The sequence below is a fragment of the Brevibacillus sp. MCWH genome (genome assembly GCF_013096935.1).
In the GTDB taxonomy this organism is placed as follows: Bacteria; Bacillota; Bacilli; order Brevibacillales; family Brevibacillaceae; genus Brevibacillus; species Brevibacillus aydinogluensis.
The window spans coordinates 50,898-75,210 of sequence record NZ_SDLF01000008.1 but is presented as its reverse complement, the minus strand read 5'-3'; the positions used below and the strand labels follow the sequence as shown (position 1 = coordinate 75,210).

General features: G+C 58.9%; 23 protein-coding genes. 16 read left to right on the top strand and 7 right to left on the bottom strand.

Features of this window, described 5'->3' with window-relative positions:
* Positions 1-215: 215 nt before the first annotated feature.
* Both ETC00_RS09575 and ETC00_RS09570 read left to right on the top strand, forming a co-directional pair.
* Positions 216-542 carry a DUF3870 domain-containing protein gene (locus ETC00_RS09575; protein WP_171565773.1) on the top strand — a complete coding sequence of 109 codons (327 nt, stop codon included), beginning with the start codon at positions 216-218 and terminating at the stop codon, positions 540-542.
* 64 nt (positions 543-606) lie between these two features.
* Positions 607-1,818, top strand: coding sequence for a sensor domain-containing diguanylate cyclase (locus tag ETC00_RS09570; protein ID WP_171565772.1), 1,212 nt, complete (start codon positions 607-609; stop codon positions 1,816-1,818).
* Positions 1,819-1,822: 4 nt separating this feature from the next.
* Here ETC00_RS09570 and nhaC read toward each other — a convergent pair whose 3' ends face one another.
* The gene (gene nhaC / locus ETC00_RS09565; protein ID WP_171565771.1) at positions 1,823-3,169 is read right to left on the bottom strand and encodes a Na+/H+ antiporter NhaC; all 1,347 of its coding nucleotides are present in this window, start codon (positions 3,167-3,169) and stop codon (positions 1,823-1,825) included.
* Between the two features lie 319 nt (positions 3,170-3,488).
* Here nhaC and ETC00_RS09560 point away from each other — a divergent pair, with 319 nt between their 5' ends.
* From ETC00_RS09560 to ETC00_RS09515, 10 genes are all read left to right on the top strand, one after another.
* Entirely contained in the window at positions 3,489-4,505 is a 1,017-nt protein-coding gene (locus ETC00_RS09560; protein ID WP_171565770.1) for an NAD-dependent epimerase/dehydratase family protein, read from the top strand.
* Position 4,506: 1 nt separating this feature from the next.
* Positions 4,507-5,568, top strand: a complete 1,062-nt coding sequence (locus ETC00_RS09555) for a dihydrodipicolinate synthase family protein (RefSeq protein WP_171565769.1) — start codon at positions 4,507-4,509, stop codon at positions 5,566-5,568.
* Positions 5,569-5,600: 32 nt separating this feature from the next.
* Positions 5,601-6,950, top strand: a complete 1,350-nt coding sequence (locus tag ETC00_RS09550) for a helix-turn-helix domain-containing protein (protein WP_171565768.1) — start codon at positions 5,601-5,603, stop codon at positions 6,948-6,950.
* 196 nt (positions 6,951-7,146) lie between these two features.
* Positions 7,147-8,481, top strand: coding sequence for an ABC transporter substrate-binding protein (locus ETC00_RS09545; RefSeq protein ID WP_171565767.1), 1,335 nt, complete (start codon positions 7,147-7,149; stop codon positions 8,479-8,481).
* 12 nt (positions 8,482-8,493) lie between these two features.
* The gene (locus tag ETC00_RS09540; RefSeq protein ID WP_171565766.1) at positions 8,494-9,414 is read left to right on the top strand and encodes a carbohydrate ABC transporter permease; all 921 of its coding nucleotides are present in this window, start codon (positions 8,494-8,496) and stop codon (positions 9,412-9,414) included.
* Positions 9,415-9,445: 31 nt separating this feature from the next.
* On the top strand, positions 9,446-10,270 hold the full coding sequence (locus ETC00_RS09535; protein WP_171565765.1) for a carbohydrate ABC transporter permease: 825 nt from the start codon (positions 9,446-9,448) through the stop codon (positions 10,268-10,270).
* A gap of 40 nt (positions 10,271-10,310) precedes the next feature.
* Positions 10,311-11,309 carry a Gfo/Idh/MocA family protein gene (locus tag ETC00_RS09530; RefSeq protein WP_171565764.1) on the top strand — a complete coding sequence of 333 codons (999 nt, stop codon included), beginning with the start codon at positions 10,311-10,313 and terminating at the stop codon, positions 11,307-11,309.
* A complete protein-coding gene (locus ETC00_RS09525) occupies positions 11,306-12,097 on the top strand; it encodes a sugar phosphate isomerase/epimerase family protein (protein WP_171565763.1) in 792 nt (263 codons plus the stop codon). Before ETC00_RS09530 ends, ETC00_RS09525 begins: the two co-directional genes overlap by 4 nt.
* A gap of 57 nt (positions 12,098-12,154) precedes the next feature.
* Positions 12,155-14,197: an alginate lyase family protein gene (locus ETC00_RS09520; RefSeq protein WP_171565762.1), complete on the top strand. Its 2,043-nt coding sequence runs from the start codon at positions 12,155-12,157 to the stop codon at positions 14,195-14,197.
* A 31-nt stretch (positions 14,198-14,228) separates the two neighbouring features.
* Positions 14,229-16,133, top strand: coding sequence for a beta-N-acetylhexosaminidase (locus tag ETC00_RS09515; protein WP_171565761.1), 1,905 nt, complete (start codon positions 14,229-14,231; stop codon positions 16,131-16,133).
* A 71-nt stretch (positions 16,134-16,204) separates the two neighbouring features.
* Here ETC00_RS09515 and ETC00_RS09510 read toward each other — a convergent pair whose 3' ends face one another.
* Both ETC00_RS09510 and ETC00_RS09505 read right to left on the bottom strand, forming a co-directional pair.
* The gene (locus tag ETC00_RS09510; RefSeq protein WP_171565760.1) at positions 16,205-16,600 is read right to left on the bottom strand and encodes a hypothetical protein; all 396 of its coding nucleotides are present in this window, start codon (positions 16,598-16,600) and stop codon (positions 16,205-16,207) included.
* A 14-nt stretch (positions 16,601-16,614) separates the two neighbouring features.
* Positions 16,615-16,803 (bottom strand): helix-turn-helix transcriptional regulator, encoded by a 189-nt coding sequence (locus ETC00_RS09505; RefSeq protein ID WP_171565759.1) that lies wholly within the window; start codon positions 16,801-16,803, stop codon positions 16,615-16,617.
* 209 nt (positions 16,804-17,012) lie between these two features.
* On the opposite strand from ETC00_RS09505, the gene ETC00_RS09500 reads away from it, so the two are divergent.
* The 4 genes from ETC00_RS09500 (at position 17,013) to ETC00_RS09485 (ending at position 19,452) form a co-directional block, all read left to right on the top strand.
* Entirely contained in the window at positions 17,013-17,936 is a 924-nt protein-coding gene (locus ETC00_RS09500; protein ID WP_171565758.1) for an NAD(P)/FAD-dependent oxidoreductase, read from the top strand.
* Positions 17,937-17,967: 31 nt separating this feature from the next.
* Positions 17,968-18,216: a glutaredoxin family protein gene (locus ETC00_RS09495; RefSeq protein WP_171565757.1), complete on the top strand. Its 249-nt coding sequence runs from the start codon at positions 17,968-17,970 to the stop codon at positions 18,214-18,216.
* Between the two features lie 35 nt (positions 18,217-18,251).
* Entirely contained in the window at positions 18,252-18,815 is a 564-nt protein-coding gene (locus tag ETC00_RS09490) for a peroxiredoxin (RefSeq protein ID WP_171565756.1), read from the top strand.
* Positions 18,816-18,903: 88 nt separating this feature from the next.
* On the top strand, positions 18,904-19,452 hold the full coding sequence (locus tag ETC00_RS09485) for a hypothetical protein (protein ID WP_171565867.1): 549 nt from the start codon (positions 18,904-18,906) through the stop codon (positions 19,450-19,452).
* Between the two features lie 102 nt (positions 19,453-19,554).
* Here ETC00_RS09485 and ETC00_RS09480 read toward each other — a convergent pair whose 3' ends face one another.
* The 4 genes from ETC00_RS09480 to ETC00_RS09465 all read right to left on the bottom strand — a co-directional run bounded on the left by ETC00_RS09480 (position 19,555) and on the right by ETC00_RS09465 (position 24,310).
* The gene (locus ETC00_RS09480) at positions 19,555-20,319 is read right to left on the bottom strand and encodes a hypothetical protein (RefSeq protein WP_171565755.1); all 765 of its coding nucleotides are present in this window, start codon (positions 20,317-20,319) and stop codon (positions 19,555-19,557) included.
* Positions 20,320-20,479: 160 nt separating this feature from the next.
* Positions 20,480-21,799 carry a YheC/YheD family endospore coat-associated protein gene (locus ETC00_RS09475; protein ID WP_171565754.1) on the bottom strand — a complete coding sequence of 440 codons (1,320 nt, stop codon included), beginning with the start codon at positions 21,797-21,799 and terminating at the stop codon, positions 20,480-20,482.
* A 40-nt stretch (positions 21,800-21,839) separates the two neighbouring features.
* The gene (locus ETC00_RS09470) at positions 21,840-23,216 is read right to left on the bottom strand and encodes a YheC/YheD family endospore coat-associated protein (RefSeq protein ID WP_171565753.1); all 1,377 of its coding nucleotides are present in this window, start codon (positions 23,214-23,216) and stop codon (positions 21,840-21,842) included.
* A 14-nt stretch (positions 23,217-23,230) separates the two neighbouring features.
* Complete coding sequence (locus ETC00_RS09465) at positions 23,231-24,310, bottom strand: YheC/YheD family endospore coat-associated protein (protein WP_171565752.1); 1,080 nt, start codon at positions 24,308-24,310, stop codon at positions 23,231-23,233.
* Positions 24,311-24,313: the final 3 nt, after the last annotated feature.

Here is a 24,313-nt window from a genome sequence, read left to right as displayed (position 1 = left end):
TTGCTTTGTTGTGCGGGAGGCGTCGGTATATGTATCTGACCCATCGACCAGAGGATGGAAACAACAGATGGAATAGGGTAAAATTGGTTGTACATAACAATAAAATTCGGCACAGGCTATTGCCTTGAAGGGGTAGCCGTTTTCTCGTCCGTCAAACAAGGGAGCGGATCGGACGAAGGGTTCTATTCCAACAATGAGCAGGGAGGATGAATCGGATGGCGGACTGGACGGACAGGCGGACCGTGTTGACGGCAGGCTTTGCCCAAATACCCAAGGGGACGACCTTGTACGAATTGTCCACGATGGTGGGATGTGTGCTGATCATCGACGTGGAAGACGATGTCATCTGCGATGCCAGCTTTACGTTTGTCATGGAGAAAACGAGCGACTTTCTCGCCTCGCTGTTGAGAGGAAAATCAGTCGCGAACGGGATGGCGGAGATTGTGCAGGAGGTGCAGGAACGTTTCCTGGCGCCTGGTCAGGGAGCGGTGCTGCAGGCGATTCGCGCCGCAGTCGACCGTTATCACGAGAGAAAGCGATAGGGAAAGCGCAGTCGGCGGCGAAGCGCCAACAGGATCAACGCTCGAAGGTGCTGGAGGGTTGTACATGCGTGAAGAACCATCGACCAGGGAAGAGTACACGCTGCACCTGCTGAAACGGTACAGCCAGTGGCTGCACCGGATCGAACAGGTGGACCGCGAGGAAGTGGATGCGCTCTCCCGCCAACTTGCCGGGGATCTCCCGGAGCCTGAATACATCGGTCACAAACAACTGCTGGAGGGAATTGTCACCCTGCATGAAAAAGTGACACATCTGCTGTGGTTGTCAGAACATTTAAAAATTATCCACGACCTCAGCCACATCTTTGCCAAGACCTTTGAGGAAGAAAAGATTCTGTGGAAGGCCTTTGAACTGGTCTCCCGGGTCATGCCGACAGACGCCTTCCTGATCGCCTTTTACGATGAAGGGGACAACGAGATCCGCATTCCGCTTTGCATCGACAGCGGGGTGAACTACGGTCCGATCACCCTCCCCTACGGAAAAGGTTTGATTTCCAAAGTGCTCGCCACCCGGCAAACCGTCCATCTGCAGACGTCGGATGATGAGGCGGAAGGGGCGTCCGTGCGGTGGGGCAACCCCGACAACGACACCAATGCCTGCATTTTTGTGCCGCTGATGCTGGACAACCAGATCAAAGGGGTGATCTCCGCCCAGTCGTACCGCGAATTTGCCTACAAAAAGGAGCACGAGGAACTGCTTGCCATCATCGGCTTCCAGGTGGCCAGCGCGATTGAAAACGCCAGGCTGTACGATCGGATGTACCAGATGTCGTTCAGGGACGAGCTGAGCGGCATTCTGAACTACCGCGCCTTTCACCGCGATCTGGAGCAGCTTCTAGAGAGCCAGCCGCCCTCCGTCGCGCTGATCATGTTCGACTCCGACCATCTGAAAGCGGTGAACGACCAGTACGGCCATCACCTGGGCGACGCGCTGATTCGGCGCATCGCCGAGGCGTTAAAACAGAGCGCCGCACCGGAAGACAGCGTCTACCGCTACGCCGGAGACGAGTTCATGCTGCTGTCCCCGCGGGCGACGCTGGACGAAGCGATGGCCAAAGTGGGCGCTGTCCGGGAGTACCTGCGCCTGCACCCGCTGGTTTGCGAAGAGCAGGTCATTCCGGTATCGGTCAGCGTGGGAATCGCATGTTATCCCCAGCACGCCGACACGGCAGACGGGTTGAAGCGGGCGGCAGACGAAGCGCTCTACCGCTCCAAGCACAACGGGAAAAACTGTACCACGGTGTACGGTTCGGCGTAGTGCTTTAGCGGCGGAACCAGGCGTAGATAAAGGTAAACAGCGGCGACAGCCACAAAAACAGGGCGTACGGCAGGTATTCAACCGTTGATACGTGCAGCATGTTGGTGAAAAACGCGCCGCTCACGCCCCAGGGAATGAGGGGATTGACCAGCGTGCCGCAGTCCTCCAGGGTGCGGGAGAGACGCTTGAGCTCCATCCCCCTGCGGGCAAAGGTCTCCCGAAACATCTGGCCAGGCAGCAGGATGGAGAGGTACTGCTCACCGGTCAGCGTGTTAACCAGAATGGAGGAGGTTCCGGCCAGCCCGACCAGCCCGCTGTCTCGCTTGATCCGTTGCATCAGCGAGCGAAACAGGCCATCAAACACGCCGCTGTGGTGCAGCAGACCGCCCAGCGAGAGAGCGATCAGGATCAGGGAGAGCGACCAGGTCATCGACATCAGGCCGCCGCGGTTGACGATCGAGGCGACAATGTCATTGGAAAACGAGGCGTGAAACCCATTTTGCATCACATTCAGCCACTCGGCCGGCGAGGTCACGCCCTGCAGCAGCGCAGCGACCGCGATCCCGCCGGCAATGCCCGTAACCAGCGTCGGCATGATCGGCAGGCGCATGGCGGAGCAGAAGAGCACAGCCAACGCCGGCAGCAGGGTCAGGGCCGAGATGGTAAAGTGCTGCTCCAGTTCCTGCCGGATGGCGTAAATTCCCTGCAGGTCGACAGGCGCTGTCTGTCCCTGCAGAGCAAAGAACAGCACGGTAATGGCAAATGCGGGGACGGTCGTCCGCGTCATGAAGCGAATATGCGTCGTCAATGGCACGCCCGTCACTCCGGCGGCAATGTTGGTCGTGTCGGACAATGGCGACATTTTGTCCCCAAAACAAGCGCCGCAGATGACGGCACCTGCCGTTACGAGCGGGTCCATCCCCAGGGCGGTGGAGACACCCATCATCGCGACGCCGACCGTGCTGACCGTGGTGAACGAGCTTGCGGTTACGGTAGAGATGACGAGCGTCAGGAACAGGGCGCTCAGCGCAAAATACTGCGGCTGGATGATGGCGATCCCGTAGTACAGGATGGTCGGAATCGTTCCGCTCATCATCCATACCCCGATCAGGATGCCGATCAGCGCGAGAAGCAGCATCGGCGCGACGGCTGACTGCACCCCTTTCACCAGGCCTTCCTCCATACGGCTCCACCTGATGCCGTACAGGCGCAGCAGAACCGTGGAGGCCACGGTCGCGGCCAACAGCGGCATGTGCGGCTCGGCTTTTCCCCAGAACATGGCGGGAAACAGCACGGCAACGACGGCAGCCAGCACCGATGCGCTTTGCGCAAACGACAACGATTTGTTCATCAATAGTCATACTCCTTGTACAAAGTGGAATGTATGCACGTTTCCGCTTTTTGGCTTTACGGCTTTTGTGCTTTTGTGCGTTTAAGTGAGATAGGGGTACTGTAGCCTGATTTGCTTGATTCGTCAATGATTTTTGTCGTATTCAGAATGGTAAAAAAATAGTGGGCAATTACGTCATAGGGATTTTCCTGCCGCTGTCCACCCCGAATTTCAGACGCGTTTTCGTCCTTGTCTGTTCTACGTCCCCCTTCTTACAATAAACCTACAGCGCTGTGTAGTAGAACATTCGCAGGAAGAACACGTAAATCGGGGTGAACGCATGAAGACAGTGGAAGAGTTGGAACGGAAAATGACAGAACCTTCAGACGATTTGGTTCGAGCGGTATCCCAACTGGACGGGGATCTGATCATCCTCGGCGTCGGCGGCAAGATGGGACCCAGTTTGGCCATGTTGGCGAAAAACGCGATCAGGGCGGCAGGAGGGAAGCAGCGGGTGATTGGCGTTTCCCGTTTTTCCTCCGGGACGCTCCGATCCAAGCTGGAGGCAGCCGGGATTGAAACGATATCGGCCGATTTGCTGGACGACCAACAGCTTCAGCAGCTGCCCAAGGCGGAGAATGTCATCTACATGGCCGGCCAAAAGTTTGGCACGACTGGCCGAGAGCCGTATACCTGGGCGATGAATGCCTACCTGCCGGGCCGGGTAGCGGAAGCGTTTCGCCACTCGCGGATCGTCTCCTATTCGACGGGGAACGTGTATCCGCTCATGCCGGTCAAAGGGGGAGGAGCCACCGAGGAGACGCCGGTTGCGCCGGTGGGCGAATACGCGCAGTCGTGCCTGGGCCGGGAGCGGATTTTCTCCTATTTTTCAACCGTTTACAACATCCCCATGCTGCATTTTCGGCTCAATTATGCGATAGACATGAGATACGGGGTCCTGCTGGAAGTAGCCACGGCCGTCCGCGAGCGGCAGCCGATTGATTTGAGCATGGGGCACGTCAACGTCATCTGGCAGGGGGACGCCAACGAAATGGCGATCCGCTCGCTCGCCCTGTGCGATACGCCTCCTCGCATCCTGAACGTAACCGGTCCGGAAACGATTTCCGTACGCTGGCTGGCTGAACAGTTCGCCAAGCGCTTTGGGGTCGATCCCATCTTCGTGAACGAGGAGCAGGATACCGCCCTCCTGAGCAATGCGTCTGAAGCCCATCGGCTGTTCGGGTACCCGCGGGTCTCGCTTCAGCAGATGATCGACTGGACAGTAGAGTGGATTGAAGCGGGCGGCGAGATTTTGAACAAAGCGACGCGCTTCCAGGAGCGAAAGGGGGAATTTTGAGGTGGTCCAAGGGCTTCGTCCGGCTGTCGCCAAAAACCTGTACGAAGGGGTGGTGATTCCGGCCCACCCGCTCGCGCTCGATGCCTCACGCAAGCTGGACGAACGGCGGCAGCGCGGGCTGACGCGATACTATCTGGCTGCCGGAGCCGGTGGAGTGGCCGTGGGAGTCCACACGACCCAGTTTGAGATCAGGGACCGGGAGATCAATCTGCTGGAACCGGTGCTGCGTCTCGCTGCCGAGGAAGTGGAGCGGGCGGGAAAAACCGACTCATTCATCAAGGTAGCAGGCATTTGCGGCCCCACCGCACAGGCGCTGCACGAAGCGGAATTGGCGGCCAAACTGGGCTACGATCTGGGGCTGGTCAGCATGGGAGGGCTTCACGACTGGAGTGAAGCGGACCTGCTGCGGCGAACCGAGGAGATCGCCAAAGTAATCCCGGTGTTTGGCTTTTACCTGCAGCCCGCAGTCGGGGGACGGGTGCTGAGCGACGCGTTTTGGCGGGAGTTTGCCGAGATTCCCGGCGTCATGGCGGTGAAGATCGCCCCGTTCAACCGGTACCAGACGCTCGATGTGGTGCGGGCCGTCTGCCAATCCAGCCGCCGTGACGACATTGCCCTGTACACGGGCAACGACGACAACATCGTCGCCGATCTGCTGACGATCTATCGGGTTTGGGTGGACGGAAAGCCGGTGGAAAAACGGATCGTCGGCGGGCTGCTCGGCCACTGGGCGGTCTGGACGCATGCGGCTGTGAGGCTGCTCGACGAGATCAAGCGGGCGAGGGAGAGCGGGATGATTCCGGCAGAGCTGCTGGTCCGCGGCATCGCCGTTACGGACGCCAATGCCGCCTTTTTCGACCCCGCACATCACTTTGCCGGGTGCATCCCCGGCATCCACGAAGTGCTGCGGCGGCAGGGGCTGCTGGCGGGGCGATGGTGCCTGCGGCCGGATGAAGAACTGTCGGAAGGCCAGATGGAGGAGATTGACCGCGTGTACCGGGAGTACCCGGAGCTGAATGACGATTGGTTTGTCCAAAAACATTTGGATGAGTGGCTGTCATAAGTCCCAACAGGCGCAGGGAGGAGGGCGTGGCGATGCAGATCAAAATCAAGATCGGGGTTATCGGACCAGTCGCGATTGTGGAAAACATCCGGGAGGCGATCAAATCGTTTCCCAATTTCATCCCCGTATTTCGCGCTTCCGATCAGATTACGGACGCGCCCGTCTTTGCCCGAGAGTTGATGGACGAAGTGGAGGTGCTGCTGTTTTCCGGCTACTATCCGTACAAAATCGCCAAGGAATCCGTGTCCTTTACCGTCCCGGTCCACTACGTGCCGCTGACGGGAACGGGACTGTACCGCGCGCTGTTTCGCCTGTATCCGTACAGGAAGAGGGGCTGCTTCTCCATTGACACGATTGCCCCGCAGGCGGTGGAAAAAGTGCTGAACGAACTGGGAGAGCCGTTTGCCGAGATGCACTACTACAGCGGGGGCTCCTATCAGGTGGAGGAGATGATCCGCTTTCACCGGGAAGCGTTTGAGCAGGGGATAAGCGACGGGGCGCTGACCGGCGTGAAGGCCGTGTCCGACGCGCTGACCAGTCTTGGCATTCCCAACGAGTGGGTGACGCCCACCATCCAGGACATCACCGTATCCCTGGAGCGGGCGCTGCTGTCCACGGAGAAGCGGCGCAACAAGGAGTCGCAAATCGTCTTCGGACTGATTCAGATCGACGGCTACACGCAGTGGGTAGAGCGGAGCTCGTCCGAGTACGACGTGCAGAAGCGAAAACTGGAGATTCACCGGATGTTTCTCGATTACGTGGGCTGCCTGGACGGCTATTTGACCAGCCTGGGCGGGGGAGAGTACCAGTTTGTCACCACCCGGGGAATTTTCGAACGGGAGACGAGAGGGTACAAATTCATTCCGCTCTTGACGGACGCGAAATCCGCCCTGGGCGTTTCGCTCAGTATTGGCGTCGGCTTTGGCAAGTCGGCCAACGAAGCGGGAACCCACGCCCGGCTGGCGCTCCGCCAGTCCAAAGAGTTCGGAGGGGACATCTGCTTCATCGTGCTGGAAGACAGGAGCGTCATCGGACCGGTCGAAATGGCGCATCCGATGGTGTACGGGCTGTCCATCACCGACAAGGACCTGCTGCAAAAGGCGGAAAAGGCGGGCATGACCGCTGCCTACATGAGCAAACTGATGGCACAGGTGACGCGTCTGGGGAAAACGGAGTACACCGCGCAAGAGCTGGCCTCGATTCTCGGGGTGACCGTCCGCAGCGCCCACCGCATCTTGCTGCAGTGGCTCGACGCCGGGCTGGTGGAGATCGTCGGGGTGGAAAAAATCACGTCGCGGGGCAGGCCGCGGCAGGTGTACCGCCTCTCTTTTGCCGCCTCTCCGATCAACCACAGCGAGCATGAGCGGGCCTCGGCCGAGTGAGCGGGAAGGAATTTCAGACGGGTTTTCGACATTGACCCATTATCTGGGGATTGCGTACAGTTGAAGTACAGCAGCATTTATCTGAATGTTTTCAATATTATTGCCGAATGGGGCTTGGACCTGGATGAGCGGTCCACCGTCCTGACGGCAGACCCGGCTCATCCGATTGGTAACGGAAAAAAACGGGGGGATTCGCATGCGTAAACACCGCATCATCAAATGGCTGGCAGCCGTTGGCCTTAGCGGAACGCTGCTCATCAGCGGCTGCTCGGGCAGCCAGGACGCCGCTGGAGAGACCGGCGAAAAGGTGTCCATAAAACTCGGCTACTACTCGTCCGGCTCCTCGGATGCAAAAATGCAGGAGCTGGTGAAGCGATTCATGGAAAAGCACCGCAACATCGAAGTGACGACAGAATCGGCGCCATACGGCAAGTTCTTTCAAAAGCTGGACACCCAGATTGCCGCCGGCAGCGCGCCTGACGTCTGGCTCTCCGACGGTGTCTACGTGGCCAAGTTTGCCGAGCGGGGGGCTGCCAGGGATCTGACCGACTGGGTCATGAGGGACTTGAACACGGACGACTACTACGGCCTGGAGTTCAACAAGGACGCCGACGGACGCTACTGGGGAGTGCCGCAGGGGCTGCAGATCGCGGTGCTGTTTTACAACAAGGAGATGTTTGACAAAGCGGGAGTGCCGTACCCGAACGAAAACTGGACCTGGGACGATCTGAAACAAGCGGCTGAAGTGCTTACGCTTGACAGCAGCGGACGCAATGCCCGCGACCCGGCATTCGACGGAAAGGCTGTCAATCAATTCGGCCTGGCCTTTTTCAGCATCACCGAGGGCTGGATGAGCGTGCTCAAGTCCTACGGCGGCGGCGTATTGGACGAGACGATGCAAAAATCGATCATCCAATCGCCGGAAAACAAGCAGGCGCTGGAGTGGATCGTGGACGGGATGAAGCGCAACCTGTTTACCGATCCGAGCGATCTGAAAAGCTTTAAAAGCCCGGTCGCCCCGTTCCCCAGCAGGCAGGCAGCGATGCGGATCGGCATTTACGCCAGGGTGCTGGCGGCCAACGAAGCGGGCCTGAACTACGACGTTACCCTGCTGCCCAAAGGGCCGGACGGCAAGCGGTTTGCCCCGATCATCGCCAATTCCTGGGTGATCAACAGCAAGACGAGCGACGCGAAGGCACAGGCTGCCTGGGAGTGGATCAAGTACTGGGTGACGGACGACGAGGTGCAGCAGGAATGGGCCCGTCTGGGCGAAGCGGTGCCGGTGAAAAAATCGGTGGCGAACTCCCCGCTGTTCCTCGATACCGGCACTCCGCCGCAAAACAAGCAGGCGTTTTTGGACAGCTTCGCCTTCGCCGGCCGGCTGGACGACAACGCGGTGTGGGAAGAGTGGCTGAGCAAGTTTAACGACAACATGAACCGTGCCTTCTTGGGCGAGATGTCGGTAGAGGAAGCGATGGCCAAGGCGGATCAAGAAGTGCAGCAGGTGCTGGACGCATTTTACAAAAAGTGAGGGCGCGTCGAGATGGAAACGGTGAAGAAAAATGCCCTAAAGAAGAGCGAGGGGAGATGGGGACTTTTAATGGTCTCCCCTTACATCGTCCACTTCGTCGTGTTTGTGGCGGTGACGTTTCTCGCCTCGCTCTATTTCAGTTTTTCGGACTATGACATCCTGAATCCGCCAAAGTGGGTGGGTCTGGCCAATTACGAGAAGCTGGTGCAGGACCCGGTGTTTTGGAAAGCGCTGTGGAACACCGTTTATTTCGCCGTCTTGTTCGTGCCGGCCCAGACCTTTCTGGCACTGGTGCTGGCGGTCGCGCTGAACCAGAAGCTGAGGGGGTTGAAGCTGATCCGGCTGGCCCATTTTCTGCCGGTCATCTCCTCCTGGACGGTGATCTACTACGTGGCCGACGCGATCTTCAACCCGCGTTTCGGCATGGCCAACTCCCTGCTCATGCGGCTGGGGCTGGAGCCGCAGAAATGGCTGCAGGACGAGTTGCTGGTCATCCCCATCCTGGTGCTGGTGGCTGTCTGGAAGGGGGTCGGCTACATCATGGTGATCTTTCTGGCGGGTCTGCAAAACGTTCCGCAGGAGATGTACGAGGCGGCCGACATCGACGGAGCGGGAACAGTCAAAAAGTTTTTCAAGATCACCATGCCGATGATCTCCGGGACGACCTTTTTGGTCCTCATCCTCAGCACCATCTCCACGTTTCAGGCGTTTGAGCAAATCTACGTGATGACCGGCGGATCGGTGGACGCCACGGCGGCCGGCGGCCCCAACAACGCCAGCCTGCTGCTGATGGTGTACCTGTATCGCGAAGGCTTTTCCTTCCTCCATATGGGCTATGCCTCGGCAATCGCCTGGGTGCTGTTCATCATTTTGTTCGTGCTTACGCTGATCCAGGTCAAACTGCAAAAGCGCTGGGTGTATTACGAGAAATAAGGATGGGTCCCGGAGTGAAAGGAGGCGTTCCATGAACTACTTCCGATTGAAAAAAGCAGCCGGCTACGCTGTGATTCTGTTCAGTTCGCTCGTGATGCTTGTGCCCTTTGTCACCGCCGTATTCAACTCGCTGAAGACGTATCAGCAGTACACGGCCGTACCGTCCACGTGGCTGCCCGATCCCGTGCAGTGGAGCAACTACGCCGAAGTCTGGAACATGGCTGATTTTGGCACCTACACGTTGAACAGCCTGATCGTCGCGATCCTGTCTGTCATCGGGGCCATTCTGTCCAACTCCATGATCGCCTACGCGTTTGCCCGACTGGATTTTCCCTTCAAAAACACGCTGTTTCTGATCGTGCTGGGAACGATGATGATTCCCGCCGTTGTGACGATGATTCCGCAGTTTATCATCTTCAAGGAGCTAAAGATGCTGGATACCCTGATGCCGCTGTGGATTATCGAGTGGCTCGGGCAGCCGTTCGGGATCTTCCTGATGCGGCAGGCGTTTTTGAGCGTCCCGACCGCGTATGAAGACGCGGCCAAGCTGGACGGCTGCAATCCGTTCCAAATCTACTGGCGGATATTTTTGCCCATGTGCAAGCCGGCTCTCGCCACGCTGGCCATCTTTACCTTCATGACCAAGTGGAACGAAATTCTGATGCCGGTGCTGTACCTGACGTCCAAAGAAAAGTACACGCTGCCGATCGGCATCCTGGCGCTGCAGGGGCAGTGGTTCGGGAACGAACAGTACCTGGTGGCGGCCGCGCTGTTGAGTCTCCTGCCCATTCTCATCGTCTTTCTCATCGGAGAAAAGTACTTTGTCCACGGAGCAGGCAGTTCCGGTTTGAAGTAAACGGCCGCGGGACAGCTCCCTGCGGCAAGCGGAAAGGGTGATGGACATGTACCGGGTCGTCGTCATCGGGGCGGGCGAAATCGCCAACAGCCATTTGGAGGCGATCAAAACGAGCAGCGAGCTAAAGGCGGTCGCGGTCGCCGACATCGACGCCGGGCGGGCACAGGCGGTTGGCAGACGCTTCGGCGTCACTCCCTACACGTCCTACAGGGAGATGGTGGAACGGGAACAGCCTGATATCGCGGTTGTGGCCCTGCCGCACCACCTGCACCGGGAGGCCGCCGTCCTCGCTGCGGAGCACGGCTGCCACATCTTGTTGGAAAAGCCCATGGCGAGGAACGAAGCGGAGTGCGATGCGATCATCCGGGCGGCGCAGCAGCACCGCGTGACGCTGATGGTGGGGCATACCCAGCACTTCAAGCCGGAGAACCGCAAAGCCAAAGCGCTGATGAAAACCGGGGCGCTGGGCCGGCTGGTGATGGTCAACGACACGCGCCACCTCCACTACTTCCGTGAAGAGCGGCCTGCCTGGTTTTTGGATAAGGCCAAGGCGGGCGGCGGCATACTGATGAATCTGGGCGTCCATTCCGTCGACAAGCTGCAGTGGCTGACGGACAGCAGGGTGGTCCGGGTGAAGGCATCTGTCAGCCACTTCGGCCCGAGGGGAGACGTCGAGGGGAGCGGCCTGGCCTATTTGGAGACGGACAGCGGCGTGGTGGCGACGATTTCACAGTCCGGATACAAGGGAGCGGCGAAAGACGAAACCGAGCTGATCTTTACCGGCGGGATGCTGAAACTGGTCAGCGGCAAAGGGCTGTGGATGAGCGACGGCGGGGAGTACCGGCGCGTCGAGGTGGAAGAGGAAGCTGATCCGTTCGCCCTGCAGTTTGCGGCGCTGCTTGCGGCAATCCGCACCGGCTCCGAACCGGAGTGCTCCGGGGCGTATGGGAAAAGTGTCGTCGGCGTGGTGGAGGCGATGTATCGCTCGCATCACCTCGGCGCGGAAGTGGAAGTCGCACAGGGGAGGTCAGCGCGGTGAAATGGAGCATGTGCACGACGGGATGGAAGGAACACTCGCTGGAAGAGGCAGTCGCTGTCGCCAGACGCTTGGGATTGGACGGGCTCGAAATCTGGACGGGACATCTGGCCGAAGAAAAAGGACGTAACAGGACGCTGACGCAGGTGCGCGACCTGCTGCACCGCTTGGGGATGGCCGTGCCGATGCTCAGCACGTATGCCAATTTTTCTCCCGGCAGGGAAGCGGAGAGTCTGGCGGAGACGGAGGCAGCGATGCGGCAGGCGGTCGCGCTGGGCTGTCCGGCCGTGCGCGTCTTTGCCGGCACGAAGCCGTTTGCTCAGTCGACGGCAGAAGAGCGGGAGCGGATGATTGCCGCCCTGCAGCAGGCGGCGAAACGAGGGGAGCAATACGGTGTAACCGTGGCCGTGGAGCTGCACAACAACACCTACGCCGACAGCATCGAGGGAGTGGAAACGCTGCTGGCTGCGGCCGATCATCCGCGCCTGCGCCTGATTTTTGACGGCTTCAACCTTTACGTGGACGGACGGGACCAGTTGGTCGCGCTGGATCGCCTGTACCGATGGATCGATCACGTCCATCTCAAAAACTACCGCTGGCAGCCGCAGCGGTGGGCCGACAGCGTTCCCGTCTCCGTCTTTACGGGGGACGTGGACAATCGGAAGCTGTTGGCTGAGCTGGTCAGGCGCGGCTACCGGGGCTTTGTCTCGTTCGAATACTTCGGCGAGCAGGCGGAGTCGTGCGTCAGGCAATCGCTCGACGAGGTAAAGATGATCGCGCGTACAGAATGAACGGAGCGGGGACGAGTCACGCGTAAAGGACGTCCCGCTTCGCGAGGAGGAGAAATCATGGCTGAACACAGGACAACGCCTGCGTATTTTTGGTCTGAGCAGGACCGGGACTATGTGGTTGCCGCCTGCCGATCCCATTGGCCGCAGGAGGTGGACGAGGTGTTGAAACGGGCGGACCTCGCTTGCGAAAACACCTTTATCTTTACCCACCGCTGGGACATGGAGCGCTGCGACACGCCGGTCACCTTTCCCGGACGCATCGATTGGACGTACCGGCACAACGGTGATTTTGAGTGGACAGTCATGCTCAATCGGGCGCGGTACATGGCGGAACTGGGGCAGGCGTACTGGCTGACCGGCGACGAAAAGTACGCGGCCGGCTTTGTTCGGCTGATGAAGGACTGGCTGGAGCAAAACCCGCTGACGGAAGAAGAGGTGCACGCCAGCCGGGAACGTTATTACAACGTAAAGGATACGTGGCGCAAACTGGACAGCGGCATCCGGATCGTCAACTGGATCAAGGGCTATCACTGTGTCCGCAGCTCTCCCGCATGGGGAAGGGACGAAGAGCGGCTGTTTTGGGAGGCGCTGCGGCTGCACGGCATGTATCTGCACATCGCCTACGTGCCGCACGATCGGCAGAGCAACTGGGGATTTTTGGAAACAAACGGATTGTTTCAAATCGGGTTGTTGTTTCCTGACCTGGCTGAGGCGCAGACGTGGCTGCGCGCGGCCATCGAGCGGCTGTCCGCGATGGTCCGCCTGCAGGTGTTTGAAGACGGCATGCACAACGAACAGTCTCCGATGTATCACCACGAAGTGCTGCAGTGTCTGTTTGAATGCGTCTGGCTGGCGGAGAAAAACGGAGTGGCGTATCCCGACGAGCTGAAGCGGACGCTCCATAACATGTACACTGCTTCGCTCGCGCTCATGAAACCAAACGGTCACCAGCCGATGGCCAGCGACAGCGACGATACCGACATTCGCGACATCCTCTGCCAGGGCGCCGTGTTGTTTTCCCGGGGAGACTTGAAATCGCAGGCCTATCCCGTGCTGGACTATCAGGGCATCTGGTACTTTGGCCGCGAGGGGGTGGAGGCGTACGAGCGGCTCCCGGCCGAACCGCCTGCGTTTGTTTCGGTTCATCTCGAACAGGCGGGGTATGTCGCCATGCGCAGCGAGTGGTCGCCGGACGCCCATTATCTGCTGTTTGACGCCGGACACATGGCCCTGACGGGAAAAGCGCACGGTCACGACGATCTGCTGCACATCGAGCTGTCTGCCTACGGTCGCGAGTTTCTCGTCGATGCCGGCCGCTATACCTACATGGAAAACGACGAGCGCAAATATTTTAAGGAAACGTTTCAGCACAACGTCGTCACCGTGGACGGCCTGCCGATGTCCGCTTACATCGACTCGTGGCTGTGGGGCAGGACGGCGCTGCCCGTTGACAGGTACTGTCGCATTCACGAGGCGTATGCGTACGCGCAGGCGGGGCACGACGGGTACCTGTCGCTCAGCCAGCCGGTGCAGGTGTTGCGGCGGATTTTGTACGTGCCGCCGGACTGCTGGATCGTGGTGGATACCTTCCGATCCGAAGGCGCTCACGGATACGCGCAGCACTTTCACTTTGCCGAGGACGTCCCGCTGCAGATCGATCGGGAGACAAATACGGCCCGTACCGCCTTTTCCGAGGGCGCCAATCTGACCCTGATACAGCTCGGCCAAGGCGAATGGACGATGCAGCCCTGCTGGATTTCCCGCCACTACAACCAGAAGCGGGCGGCGAAGAAGCTGGTCTATCGGCAGGCGGCACACGGGTTTCACGCCTTTGTAACTGTCCTGACCACCCATCTGGGGCGGGAGGAAGCCGGCCTTTTCGTGCGGGAACTGGAGGTGAGGGATACGCGGGACCGCCTGTTGGATGCAAAGCAGGTAACGGCGCTGGAGATCCGGCGGGAGGGGCGGTCGGCGGTGGCGCTCTTCTCTCATCAAGGACCGGACAGCTATCAATTCGCCGGAACGCACATGAGCGGTGAGGTAATACTGATTCGCCGCGATGCGGGGCAGGGCGGGCAGGCGTATGTGGTGAAGGTGTGAGTGCTTATGCGAAGGGGAGGAAAAGAAACGGATGAGCACACGGCTTGGCATTTGCCTGGACGGAGAACTGGCGGAGTTGGCGGCGGGTGTGGAAGCGCTTGGCGGGCAGCTGGGCGTGTATCTCGCGCCGGACGGCATACCCGTTCGCGCAATCCGCACGCCGGGTGACTTGACGGTATCGTGGGAAAACGGACGGGGCGAGATTCGCTACGATCAGCCGATTCACTTCTTCCGCGGTCTTGGCCTGCTCGCAGAGGCTTTGCGGGAGGGGCCAACCAGGCCGGTCCGGATACGGGAGGAACCCCAGTTTGCCATGAATGGCGTGATGGTGGACGCGTCGCGCAATGCCGTGCCGACCGTGGACAGCGTGAAAACGCTGCTGCGGCACATGGCAGTCATGGGCCTGAATGTGCTGATGCTGTACACGGAAGACACGTACACTGTCGACAGCCAACCCTACTTCGGCTACATGCGCGGCCGATACTCGCCTTGGGAACTACGGGAGATCGACGATTACGCCCATCAGTTTGGCATAGAGGTCATCCCGTGCATCCAGACCCTGGCTCACCTGGAGACGTTTTTAAAGTGGAAGGCGGCTGACGGACTGCGGGACACGTCGGACGTGCTGTTGGCGGGGGACGAGCGAACCTATCAATTTGTCGAAGAGATGATCACGGCAGCCTCCAGGCCGTTTCGCAGCAAGAACATTCACATCGGGATGGACGAAGCGCACGGGCTGGGGAGAGGGAGGTATCTAGATCTGCACGGGTACCGGTCCCGGTTTGACATCATGACGCAGCACTTGAACAGCGTGCTGGCGATTACGCGCAGACTGGGCCTTACGCCGATGATCTGGAGCGACATGTACATCCGGATCGGGTCAAAGACAGGTGACTATTACGATGAGGCCGCCGTCATCCCTGAAGACGTGATCACCGGCATGCCGCAGGACGTCAGGTATGTCTACTGGGACTACTACCACACCGACCCGGCCTTTTACGAGAAGTACATTCGCCTGCACAAGCAGTTCGGCTCCCCGCCCGTCTTTGCCGGGGGAATCTGGACGTTTTCCGGGATCGGGACCCATTACGAGAAAACGTTCCTCGCCACCAACGCAGCGCTTGAGGCGTGCAAGCGGGAGGGGATCAGGGATGTGTTTGCCACGATCTGGATGGACGACGGAGGGGAGAATCACCTGTTTTCCAGCCTGCTCGGCCTGCAGCTGTTTGCCGAACACGGCTACGCCCGGCAGTTGGACGAGGGCAAGCTGAACAGGCGATTTCGCTTTTGCACGGGCGCCGATCCCGATGCGTTCAGGCTGCTCGGCTCGATTGACACGCCCCCCGGTGCCGAGTGGCGGCAGCCGCTGGAGCCGGACAATCCCGGCCGGTACCTGCTCTGGCAGGACGTCTTGCTTGGTCTGTTTGACCGGCACGTGGAGGGGCGGGACGTCGCTTCCCATTATCGCTGGCTGGCCGGTGCGCTGGCAGAGGCGGCGCGGCAAAACGAGGCGTGGCGGCACGTATTTGAGGTGCCGGTCAGGCTGTGTGAAGTCTTGAGCGTGAAAAGCGAGATCGGCATCCGGCTGAAGCGCTCGTACGAGGAAAACAGGCGGGATCAGCTGGAGCGGCTGTGCACCCGCGATCTGCCCGAACTGCACCGGCGCGTCGATGAACTGCGGCGGGTGCATCGCGATCAGTGGCATCGCATCTACAAGCCGTTTGGCTGGGAGGTGCTCGATATCCGCTACGGCGGACTGCTTGCGCGGATTGACACCGCGATCCGGCGCGTCACGGACTATCTGCAGGGAACGATCGAACGAATCGAGGAACTGGAAGCGGAGCGACTGTTCTTTGACGGCCGAAAGAGAGCGGACGCGGAGGGGATGGGCCGCTGCAATCGCTACCGGCACATCTGCACAGCCAACGTGTTATAGGTTTATAGGAGAGAAAAAACACAAGCCCGGGCGGGACAGCTCGGGCTTGTGTGCGTTGGGGAGATTTCCTTTCAGCGGTACTGCCTGGACACGATCCATTCCGTAAAGGGTAAAACGATCATCGCGAAGCAGGTGACCACAATCAGCGCCATGTTTTCCCGGTCGAACGCCCATTTTTCCACGGCGAGCGCAGCGAGCAGCAGGCCGATGAGGATAAAGTAACTAATTTTGGCGCTTTTCATCGTGATATACCGACCCAGTTCTTCATCCTGGGCTGGGCCGTCGCCCTCTTCAGGCGATCCCCAGGTGATTGCGGTAAAAAACGAACCGAGCAGAACAGCCGTGGGCATCAACTCATTGAAGCCGACGGGCTGGCCCATCAGCAACTTATATGCGGTAAACCCCGCAATGATGACAGTGGCCGTTCCGATTATTGCGGCACCCCATATCCGTGTCGTCATCTTCATCTTACATCTCCTCCTTACGCGTGAAACAATTCGTCGACGGTCACTCCAAGCGCGCGGGCAAGCTGAAACGCCAACTTGAGGCTGGGATCGTACTTGTTGTTTTCAATGGCGTTGATGGTCTGCCGGGAGACGCCGCACATCTTGGCCAGTTCTTCCTGGGAGATGTTATTCAGCTTGCGCAGCTGCTTGATCTTGTTTTCCATGGCGGTCTCTCCATTGGGGAAATGTAAAAGATGTTTTACATATACAGCGTACCAATCATATGGAAAAATGTCAAACATGTTTTACATACGCGTTTTTATTTAAAATAATTATAAATAGATATTGACTTTCATTTTGTATCAAGTATAATGATAACTGTTCCTAGTTGATAATTATTTTAATTTGATTTGGGAAAGAGGGGGGAGCTGGAATGTACGATGTGATTGTGATCGGCGCAGGTCCGGCAGGCACATCCGCAGCCATCTATACGGCGAGGGGCAACCTGAAGACACTGGTGATCGACAAAGCGCCCGGCACCGGCGCACTTGCCCTGACCCATAAGATCGCCAACTACCCTGGCGTGGAAGGCGAGCTGACGGGTAAAGAACTGCTGGACAAAATGAATCGGCAGGCCAAGAGCTTTGGCGCCGAGTTCCTGCAGACGACGATTACGGCCGTGGATGTGGAGGACGAGGTGAAACGCATCTACACCGCGCACGGTACGTTTGAAGCCAAAGCGGTGATTGTCGCCACCGGCTCCAAGGGACGCAATCGCATGCTGCCCGGCGAGGAACGCCTGTTGGGCAGAGGTGTCAGCACCTGCGCCACCTGCGACGGCGCGTTTTACCAAGGGAAGCACGTCGCGGTCATCGGCGACACGGAAGAGGCGCTGGAAGAAGCCATGGCGCTGACCAAATTTGCCGGCAAGATCACCTTCATCATCCCGCGCGGCGACCTGCAGGGCGTAGACGAGATGCCGGAGCTGCCCAATACGGAGGTAATGTTCCGCACACGTCCGCTGGAGATCGTCGGCGAACAGAAGGTGGAAGGCATCCGCATCCGACGGCCGGACGGCGCAGAGGAGCTGCTGTCTGTCGACGGCGTGTTCATCTTCCTGTCGGGCAGCAAACCGGGCACCGATTTTCTCGAGGATCAGGTCCCGCTGGATGAAGAAGGGTACATGATTCTCGACGAGTACATGCAGTCTGCCGTACCGGGTGTGTTTGGCGCCGGCGAAGTGCGGAAAACACCGGTCAAGCAGGCGGTCGTTGCAGCCGCTGACGGCGCCATCGCGGCGATGGCTGCCGACAAGTACATCAACAAGCGGTCCAAAATCGTACCACAGTACAAATAAGCATTCCAAAGAGAAGAGGAGCGATCATTTCATGGCACAAGCAATCGTGTATTCCAGCACCAACTGCGGCTTCTGCAAGCAGTTGAAATCCTATCTGGAGGAGCAAAACATCGCGTACGAAGAGCGCAACATTGACGAAAACGAGGCGTATCGCGAGGAGCTGGGACGTCTGGGCGTGATGTCCGTGCCGCTGACGCTGATCGGCGACAAGCAGATTCTCGGATTTAACCCGAACCGCATCAAAAAAGCGCTGGCCAGCCTGGAAGAACAGGCCCAGTAACCCAATACCCATACCCGGAGAGGAGAGACATCATCATGACAACGAACGTGACAGCACCGCAAGTGGAACTGAAAGTAGGCAAACCGGCCCCCGATTTTAACATGCTGACGACGAAAAACCTGGAGACGCTGGAAGAGCGCGTCACCCTGGCCGATTACAAAGGAAAGTGGCTCGTCCTGTTCTTCTGGCCGTTTGACTTTACCTTTGTCTGCCCGACGGAAGTGACCGCGTTCAGCGACCACCTGGACGAATTCCACGACCTGGATTGCGAAGTGTTGGGCGTGTCGACGGACAGCGTCTATACGCACCGCGCCTGGATTCAAACGCCGCGCGACCAAAACGGCATCGGGCCCGTGAAGTTCCCGCTGGCCAGCGACTTTACCAAGGAGACGGCCCGGGCTTACGGCGTGCTTGACGAAGAAACCGGCGCGGCCCATCGCGGTCTGTTCATCATCGACCCGGAAGGTGTGCTGCGCTACCAGGTCGTGACGGACATGAATGTCGGCCGCAGCGTCGACGAAACGCTCCGCGTGCTGCAGGCACTGCAGGCGGGCGGTCTCTGCCCGGCCAACTGGAAGCCCGGCATGAAGACATTGTAAATTGTAATCAGAGGTTTTTGGTGCGCACGATCGCCGGTTCTGCGGTACAATGAAAGCACGAGAAACCACAGGAAGAGGCGACGTGACGATGCGGGATGTCAAACATCGCTACCGGGGACTGCCGCCCCGCACGCCGGAGATGCTGTACAACATCGTGCGCAAGTTTTACCGGGGAGCGGTCAGCCACTACGATCTAATCCAGGAGAAAAAGGCGGACGTCAGGGCAGCCTGGCTGCAAAGAGGGGAGAGCGACAGCGACGCGGCACTGCGGCAGGCGATGACCACGCTGTTTCTGGAGTTTCACTTCTACGTCACCTGCTGGCTGCAAATAGAGATGGCTCTCTATCGGCTGGCGCGGCAGGACGAGCGTCAGGCGGAGGTAATGGAGCGCTTCCGCGATACGTTGGAAAAGCACGTAAAGGTGCGGGAGCTGCTGGATGAGACAGAGGCCTGCGTCCAGGCGCAGTGGCAGCATGACGGCCCTGGTCTGGCGTGCGTCGAGAGGGACGGATACACGTTTGGAGACGTGACGTTTACCGTGGACGAGCAGAGCCTGAAAGACCTGCATGACTTGTATGCGGCGATCATGGCCGCAAGAGAAGCCCAACCCTCCGCTGCGCCGACCGTCTCCGGCTGAGGCAATCTGCCCGGCGCAGGACATGCTTGCAATCAACACGAAAAAACGTGACCGCCCGTTTTGGGACGGTCACGTTTTTCATGTAAGCCGGTTGTGCCGACATCAGAAACTGCTCGGGAAGATGGAGCCAGTTTGCTGCGGAGCGGGCTGGCCTGCATTGAGGGCGCGCACTTCCTGCACATTGGTGCCGGCAAAGCCGGGTTGGAAAATGGCTTGGGCGCCGCCAAACGACGGGCTGATCGACTGTTGCGGCTGAGCCTGCTGCATGTACCCGCCGCCCAGGGATGCGGAATAGCCAACTTGGTTTTGCTGGCGCACTTCCTGCACGTTGGTGCCGGCGAAGCCAGGTTGGAAAATGGCTTGGGCGCCGCCAAACGACGGGCTGATCGACTGCTGCGGCTGAGCCTGCTGCGCGTACCCGCTGCTCAGGGATGCGGAATAGCCGCCTTGGTTCAGTTGGCGCACTTCCTGTACATTGGTGCCGGCAAAGCCGGGTTGAAACACGGCCTGCACACCGCCGCCAAACGACGGGCTGATCGTCTGCTGCGGCTGAGCTTGCTGCGCGTACCCGCCGCCCAGGAATGCGGAATAGCCGCCTTGGTTTTGCTGACGGACTTCCTGTGCGTTAGTCCCGGCGAAACCGGGTTGGAAAATGGCTTGAGCGCTGCCGAACGAATGGCTGATCGGCTGCTGAGGTTGAGCTTGCTGCGCGTACCCGCCGCTCAGGGATGCGGAATAACCGCCTTGGTTCAGTTGGCGCACCTCCTGCACGTTGGTCCCGGCAAAACCAGGTTGAAACATGGCGCTGGCAGGGGCAACGATGGACGGAAACTGCTGATATTGTTGGTTTTGTGTGAAGTGATTCATGTGTGTTTACACCTCCTGCCATTATCATTTCCAAGGATTAGAAGCTCATGCACGCAACGTCAATTCAAGAGAATTCTCATTTGGAAGAAAACGGATGCTCGGTCCTATGCCTACAATTGCACATGGGTAAAAAACATGCCGGCCTCAATCAGCCGGCGATTTAGCTCCTCGATCCCGCCGCCTTTCCCTTGCCGCCGGGAAGGCGGGAGACGTATTGTGCGTAACGGATCAGGTTGGACAGGGAGGAACGGCGGATGGACGGTTCGTCAAACTTTTCCGGCTTGGCATTGGCCTCGAAAAACCAAAGCTGTCCTTCCGCGGTCAGTCCCAGGTCCATCGACATTTCCGCCAAGGCTTTGATCTCTTCGTTCAGGGCGCGGGCGATGGTCAGCGAGGTCTCCTTGATCTTCGTTTCAACAGCCGCAGCATCTTCCTGGAACAGGGCGTTCAGCACGGTGGACAGGGGGTGAATCGAGCCGCCGCGCGGCACATGGGTGGTGATGTTTTGCGATCCGGCGCGACGGATGCCGATTCCGGTGACACACCACTCGCCCTTGCCGTTTTTCTGCACCAGGACGCGCACGTCAAACGGCTTTCCCAGATACAGCGCCCGATGGATTCCCTGCTGCATGATGTACCCCTGTTTCCGCATGTGCAATTTGACGTGTTTCCAGACGGCGTACAGCGAGGAAAAGCGGCGGGAAATCGCGCGTTTTTCCTGCAGTCGCTGCAGGAACCAGCCGTTCTTGTTTAGCTCCACCCGCATGATGCCCTGACCGGCCCTGCCCCGAACGGGCTTCAGGTAGACAAACCGGTGTTTGTTGCAGAAGGTCCGAAAATGGGCAAACGTATCCAGCTTCTTCGTCTCCGGCAAAAAGGGGGCTACCTCTGCGTGGCTGCTGAGCATGCGAAACAGCGTGTGCTTGTCAAAAAAGCAGCGGTTGAAAAGCGTGACGTTCTGCAAGTCCTCGATCTGATCCAGGGCTCGCTTCACGTCCGAGCGTCTTTCCGCCTGGCGCGACGGGACGCGGTTGTAGACGACGTGCGGAAACGGCAGCACGGTTTCCAGCCACTGATTTTGCTGATCGTCGTACAGATAGCCGCGGACGTGTTTCTTTTCCCAGTTGATCCCCTGTGGAGTAAATACGTAGACCAACGCGCCCAACTTTTTGCCGGAGAGGGAGAGGTCCTTGAAATGGTCACGATTGCCGAGAAAGGTCGGTCCGTCCCCGACAGTCAGAATGCCGATCAACGGTCCGATCTTCAAAGTGTTGTCGACGGTCTTGCAGTTGATGCGGGTACGGATGCGGCCCGGCTTCGGCTTTGGATTGCCCAGGTGCAGCCGTTTTTTGCAGTCAAACGGCCCCAGGTGGGCAATCAACTGCCGGGGGTTGTTCGGCGTGAGCGCTTGTCGCGGGACGTGCAAAAACCATCGGCCGCTGGGGAGGATGGTCAGCCACCCGGAGCGCTGTTGGAGCATGGGTGTTTCCTCCTTCCTGTACGGTGGTTCGCCTCGCTGCTTAAAAGTTGGCCAGATAACAACTGTAGTCGACAAGCAGGCGGCTGGATTCCTGGTCCGCCTGTTTCAACCGGGCGTGTTTGAAGATGGACCGCCCCGGCTTGGAATTGGCTTCAAACATCCAGACGTGGCCGTGGGTGTCAATCCCCATGTCCAGCCCCAGTTCTCCCATGTCTGTCCCTCTCGCCTGTTCGAGCGCAGTGGCGATGAGGATGGCGGCTCGGGTGATGCGTTCAACCATCAGGTCTTTCTTTCTGCCGAACAGGTATGTCAGAAGTTCATCGCCTGGAATGACGGTTCCGCCGGTGCGGACGTGGGTGGTGACACTGCCGGAGCCGGCCACTTTGGCTGCCATGCAGGAGACGACCCATTTGTTTTGCTGGTTCTTGTGCAGGTGGACGCGGAAGTCAAACGGCCGGCCGTCAAACGTCATGAGCGAGATGCCCTGTTGAGCCAGATAGGAGCCGACACGGCGGGTGCGAAACACGTGCTGGTACAGCGAGGAGAGCTTGGCAAAGCGCCGCTTGACGATTTTGCTGCCGGAGTGGTAGGTGACGTCAAAGCCGCGGCCCGGATGGCGGACGATCTTGACGATCCCGTACCCCAGACTGCCGTTTTTCGGCTTCAGATAGACGAGCGGGTATTTCCGCAAAAGCGTGCGGAGCGTCTGCAGCGACGGCGAGGAATAGGTTTCCGGGATGTGTTCATTCACTTCGGGATTGGGGTAGAGGATTTGATGCACGGTCCATTTGTCGAAAAACCCCTGGTTAAACATCGGCAGATTTACGTAGTGAGCCAGCCTGAATTTAAATTCCTGAACCGCTTCCTGACGCTCCATCATCCGGGAAGGAATGCGGTCGTAGACGACGTCGGGCAGGGCGGTGTTCATTTTCCGCCAGACGTATCCGCCTCGCTTCGACGGGCGCAAAAACCAGGCGTCCACGCGGTGATCGTTCCAGTTTACGTCGTGCGGAGAGAAGATAAAGTAAAAGACGCCTTTCCCCTCTTGAGCCTGCAGCAGGTTGTAAAAAAACGAGGTGCGCGCTCCGATCGGCTGGCGGGAATTGCTGCGCAGTCCAGTGGTGACAATACCGATGGAGGGGCCGATGCGCAGGGTGTCATCTTCCCATTTGATGTGGATCAGCCCGCCGTGCGGAATGCCCAGATCGGCTTTCAACAGGCTCGTGACCTTGACGATACTGCTGTCCGGATTTCGCCGGTCCTGAAAGACGGTCGTGACCACTTCCCGTTTTCCCAGCGAGACCTTGATCTTTTGGCGGGGACGCAGCTGCAGCTTTTGGAACAGGTGGGACGGCAGGATAATGCCGGAGACATGCGGGTAGGACAGGAAGCGGAGCCGCACTATGATCGATTCCATGCGTTGTGTACCTCCTACATACTTTTCATGAGATAGCGGGCGTAGCGAACCGGATGCGCGATGGAGCGGAGCCGGGCCTTTGGATCGTCAATCAGGCGGAACACGGTCCGTCCCGGTCTGCTGTTTACCTCGATGATCCAGACGTTGCCCGCCGTGTCGATGCCGACGTCAATCCCCAGCTCAACCAGCCGGCCGTGCACCTTCTCGAGATAGGGAGGAAGCTCAGTCGCCAGGCGGTCGATTTCCTGTTCGATGCGGGCTTGCACTTCCGGCTGATAATGCTGGGCGAGAAAAGGACCCAGCGGCACAGCCTTGCCGCCGCCGTGGAGATTGGACGTGATGCTGCGCTTGTCGCCCAGCCGGACGGCTTTTCCGGTGATTTCCCACGTACCGAGGCCGTTCTTTTGCACCAGAACGCGCACGTCAAAAGGCGTTCCGTCCGGTGCGTGCAGCGACAGATACGGCTGGACCAGAAACGTCCGCCCGGCGGTAAAGCTGGCGATGAAGCTCTTCAGCCCTTGCGCTGTGCGAATCATGCGGGAAAACGGCTCGTTTTTCCGATCCCGCCCGACAATCTCGAAGCCGTTGAGAGTGGGAACGATCCGCACCACGCCGGCACCGTGCGTGCCGGCAGACGGTTTGATTACGGCAGCACCGTACGTTACCAGCATCTCCCGCAGCGCGGCAATGGTCAGTATCTCGGTCGGAGGAATCCACGCCGCCAACTCCGGCGACTTGCTCAACATCTGGTGCACCTGCCACTTGCCGGAGAGACCGTGGCCCAAAAACGTAATCTGCGGGTCGTTTTGCAACTTCTTCACGAATGGTTTATAGTGGCGGTATGACGGACCGACAAAACAGCGGTCGTAGATGACGTCCGGCAGCGGAAAGATTCCGCTGCGCCAGGCGCCGTTACGATATTCGAACCCGGCGACGGTACGGGACTCAAAATCAACCTGGCGCGGTGAAAAGACAAAGACGTGAATGCCTGCCTTGCGTCCGATCAGCGTCAGTTTTTTGTAGTACGATTTTTCCTGAAAATGCGGGCCGTGGCATCGGGTCATAATGCCCAGGCTTTTTTGCTTTGCCGTCATGGA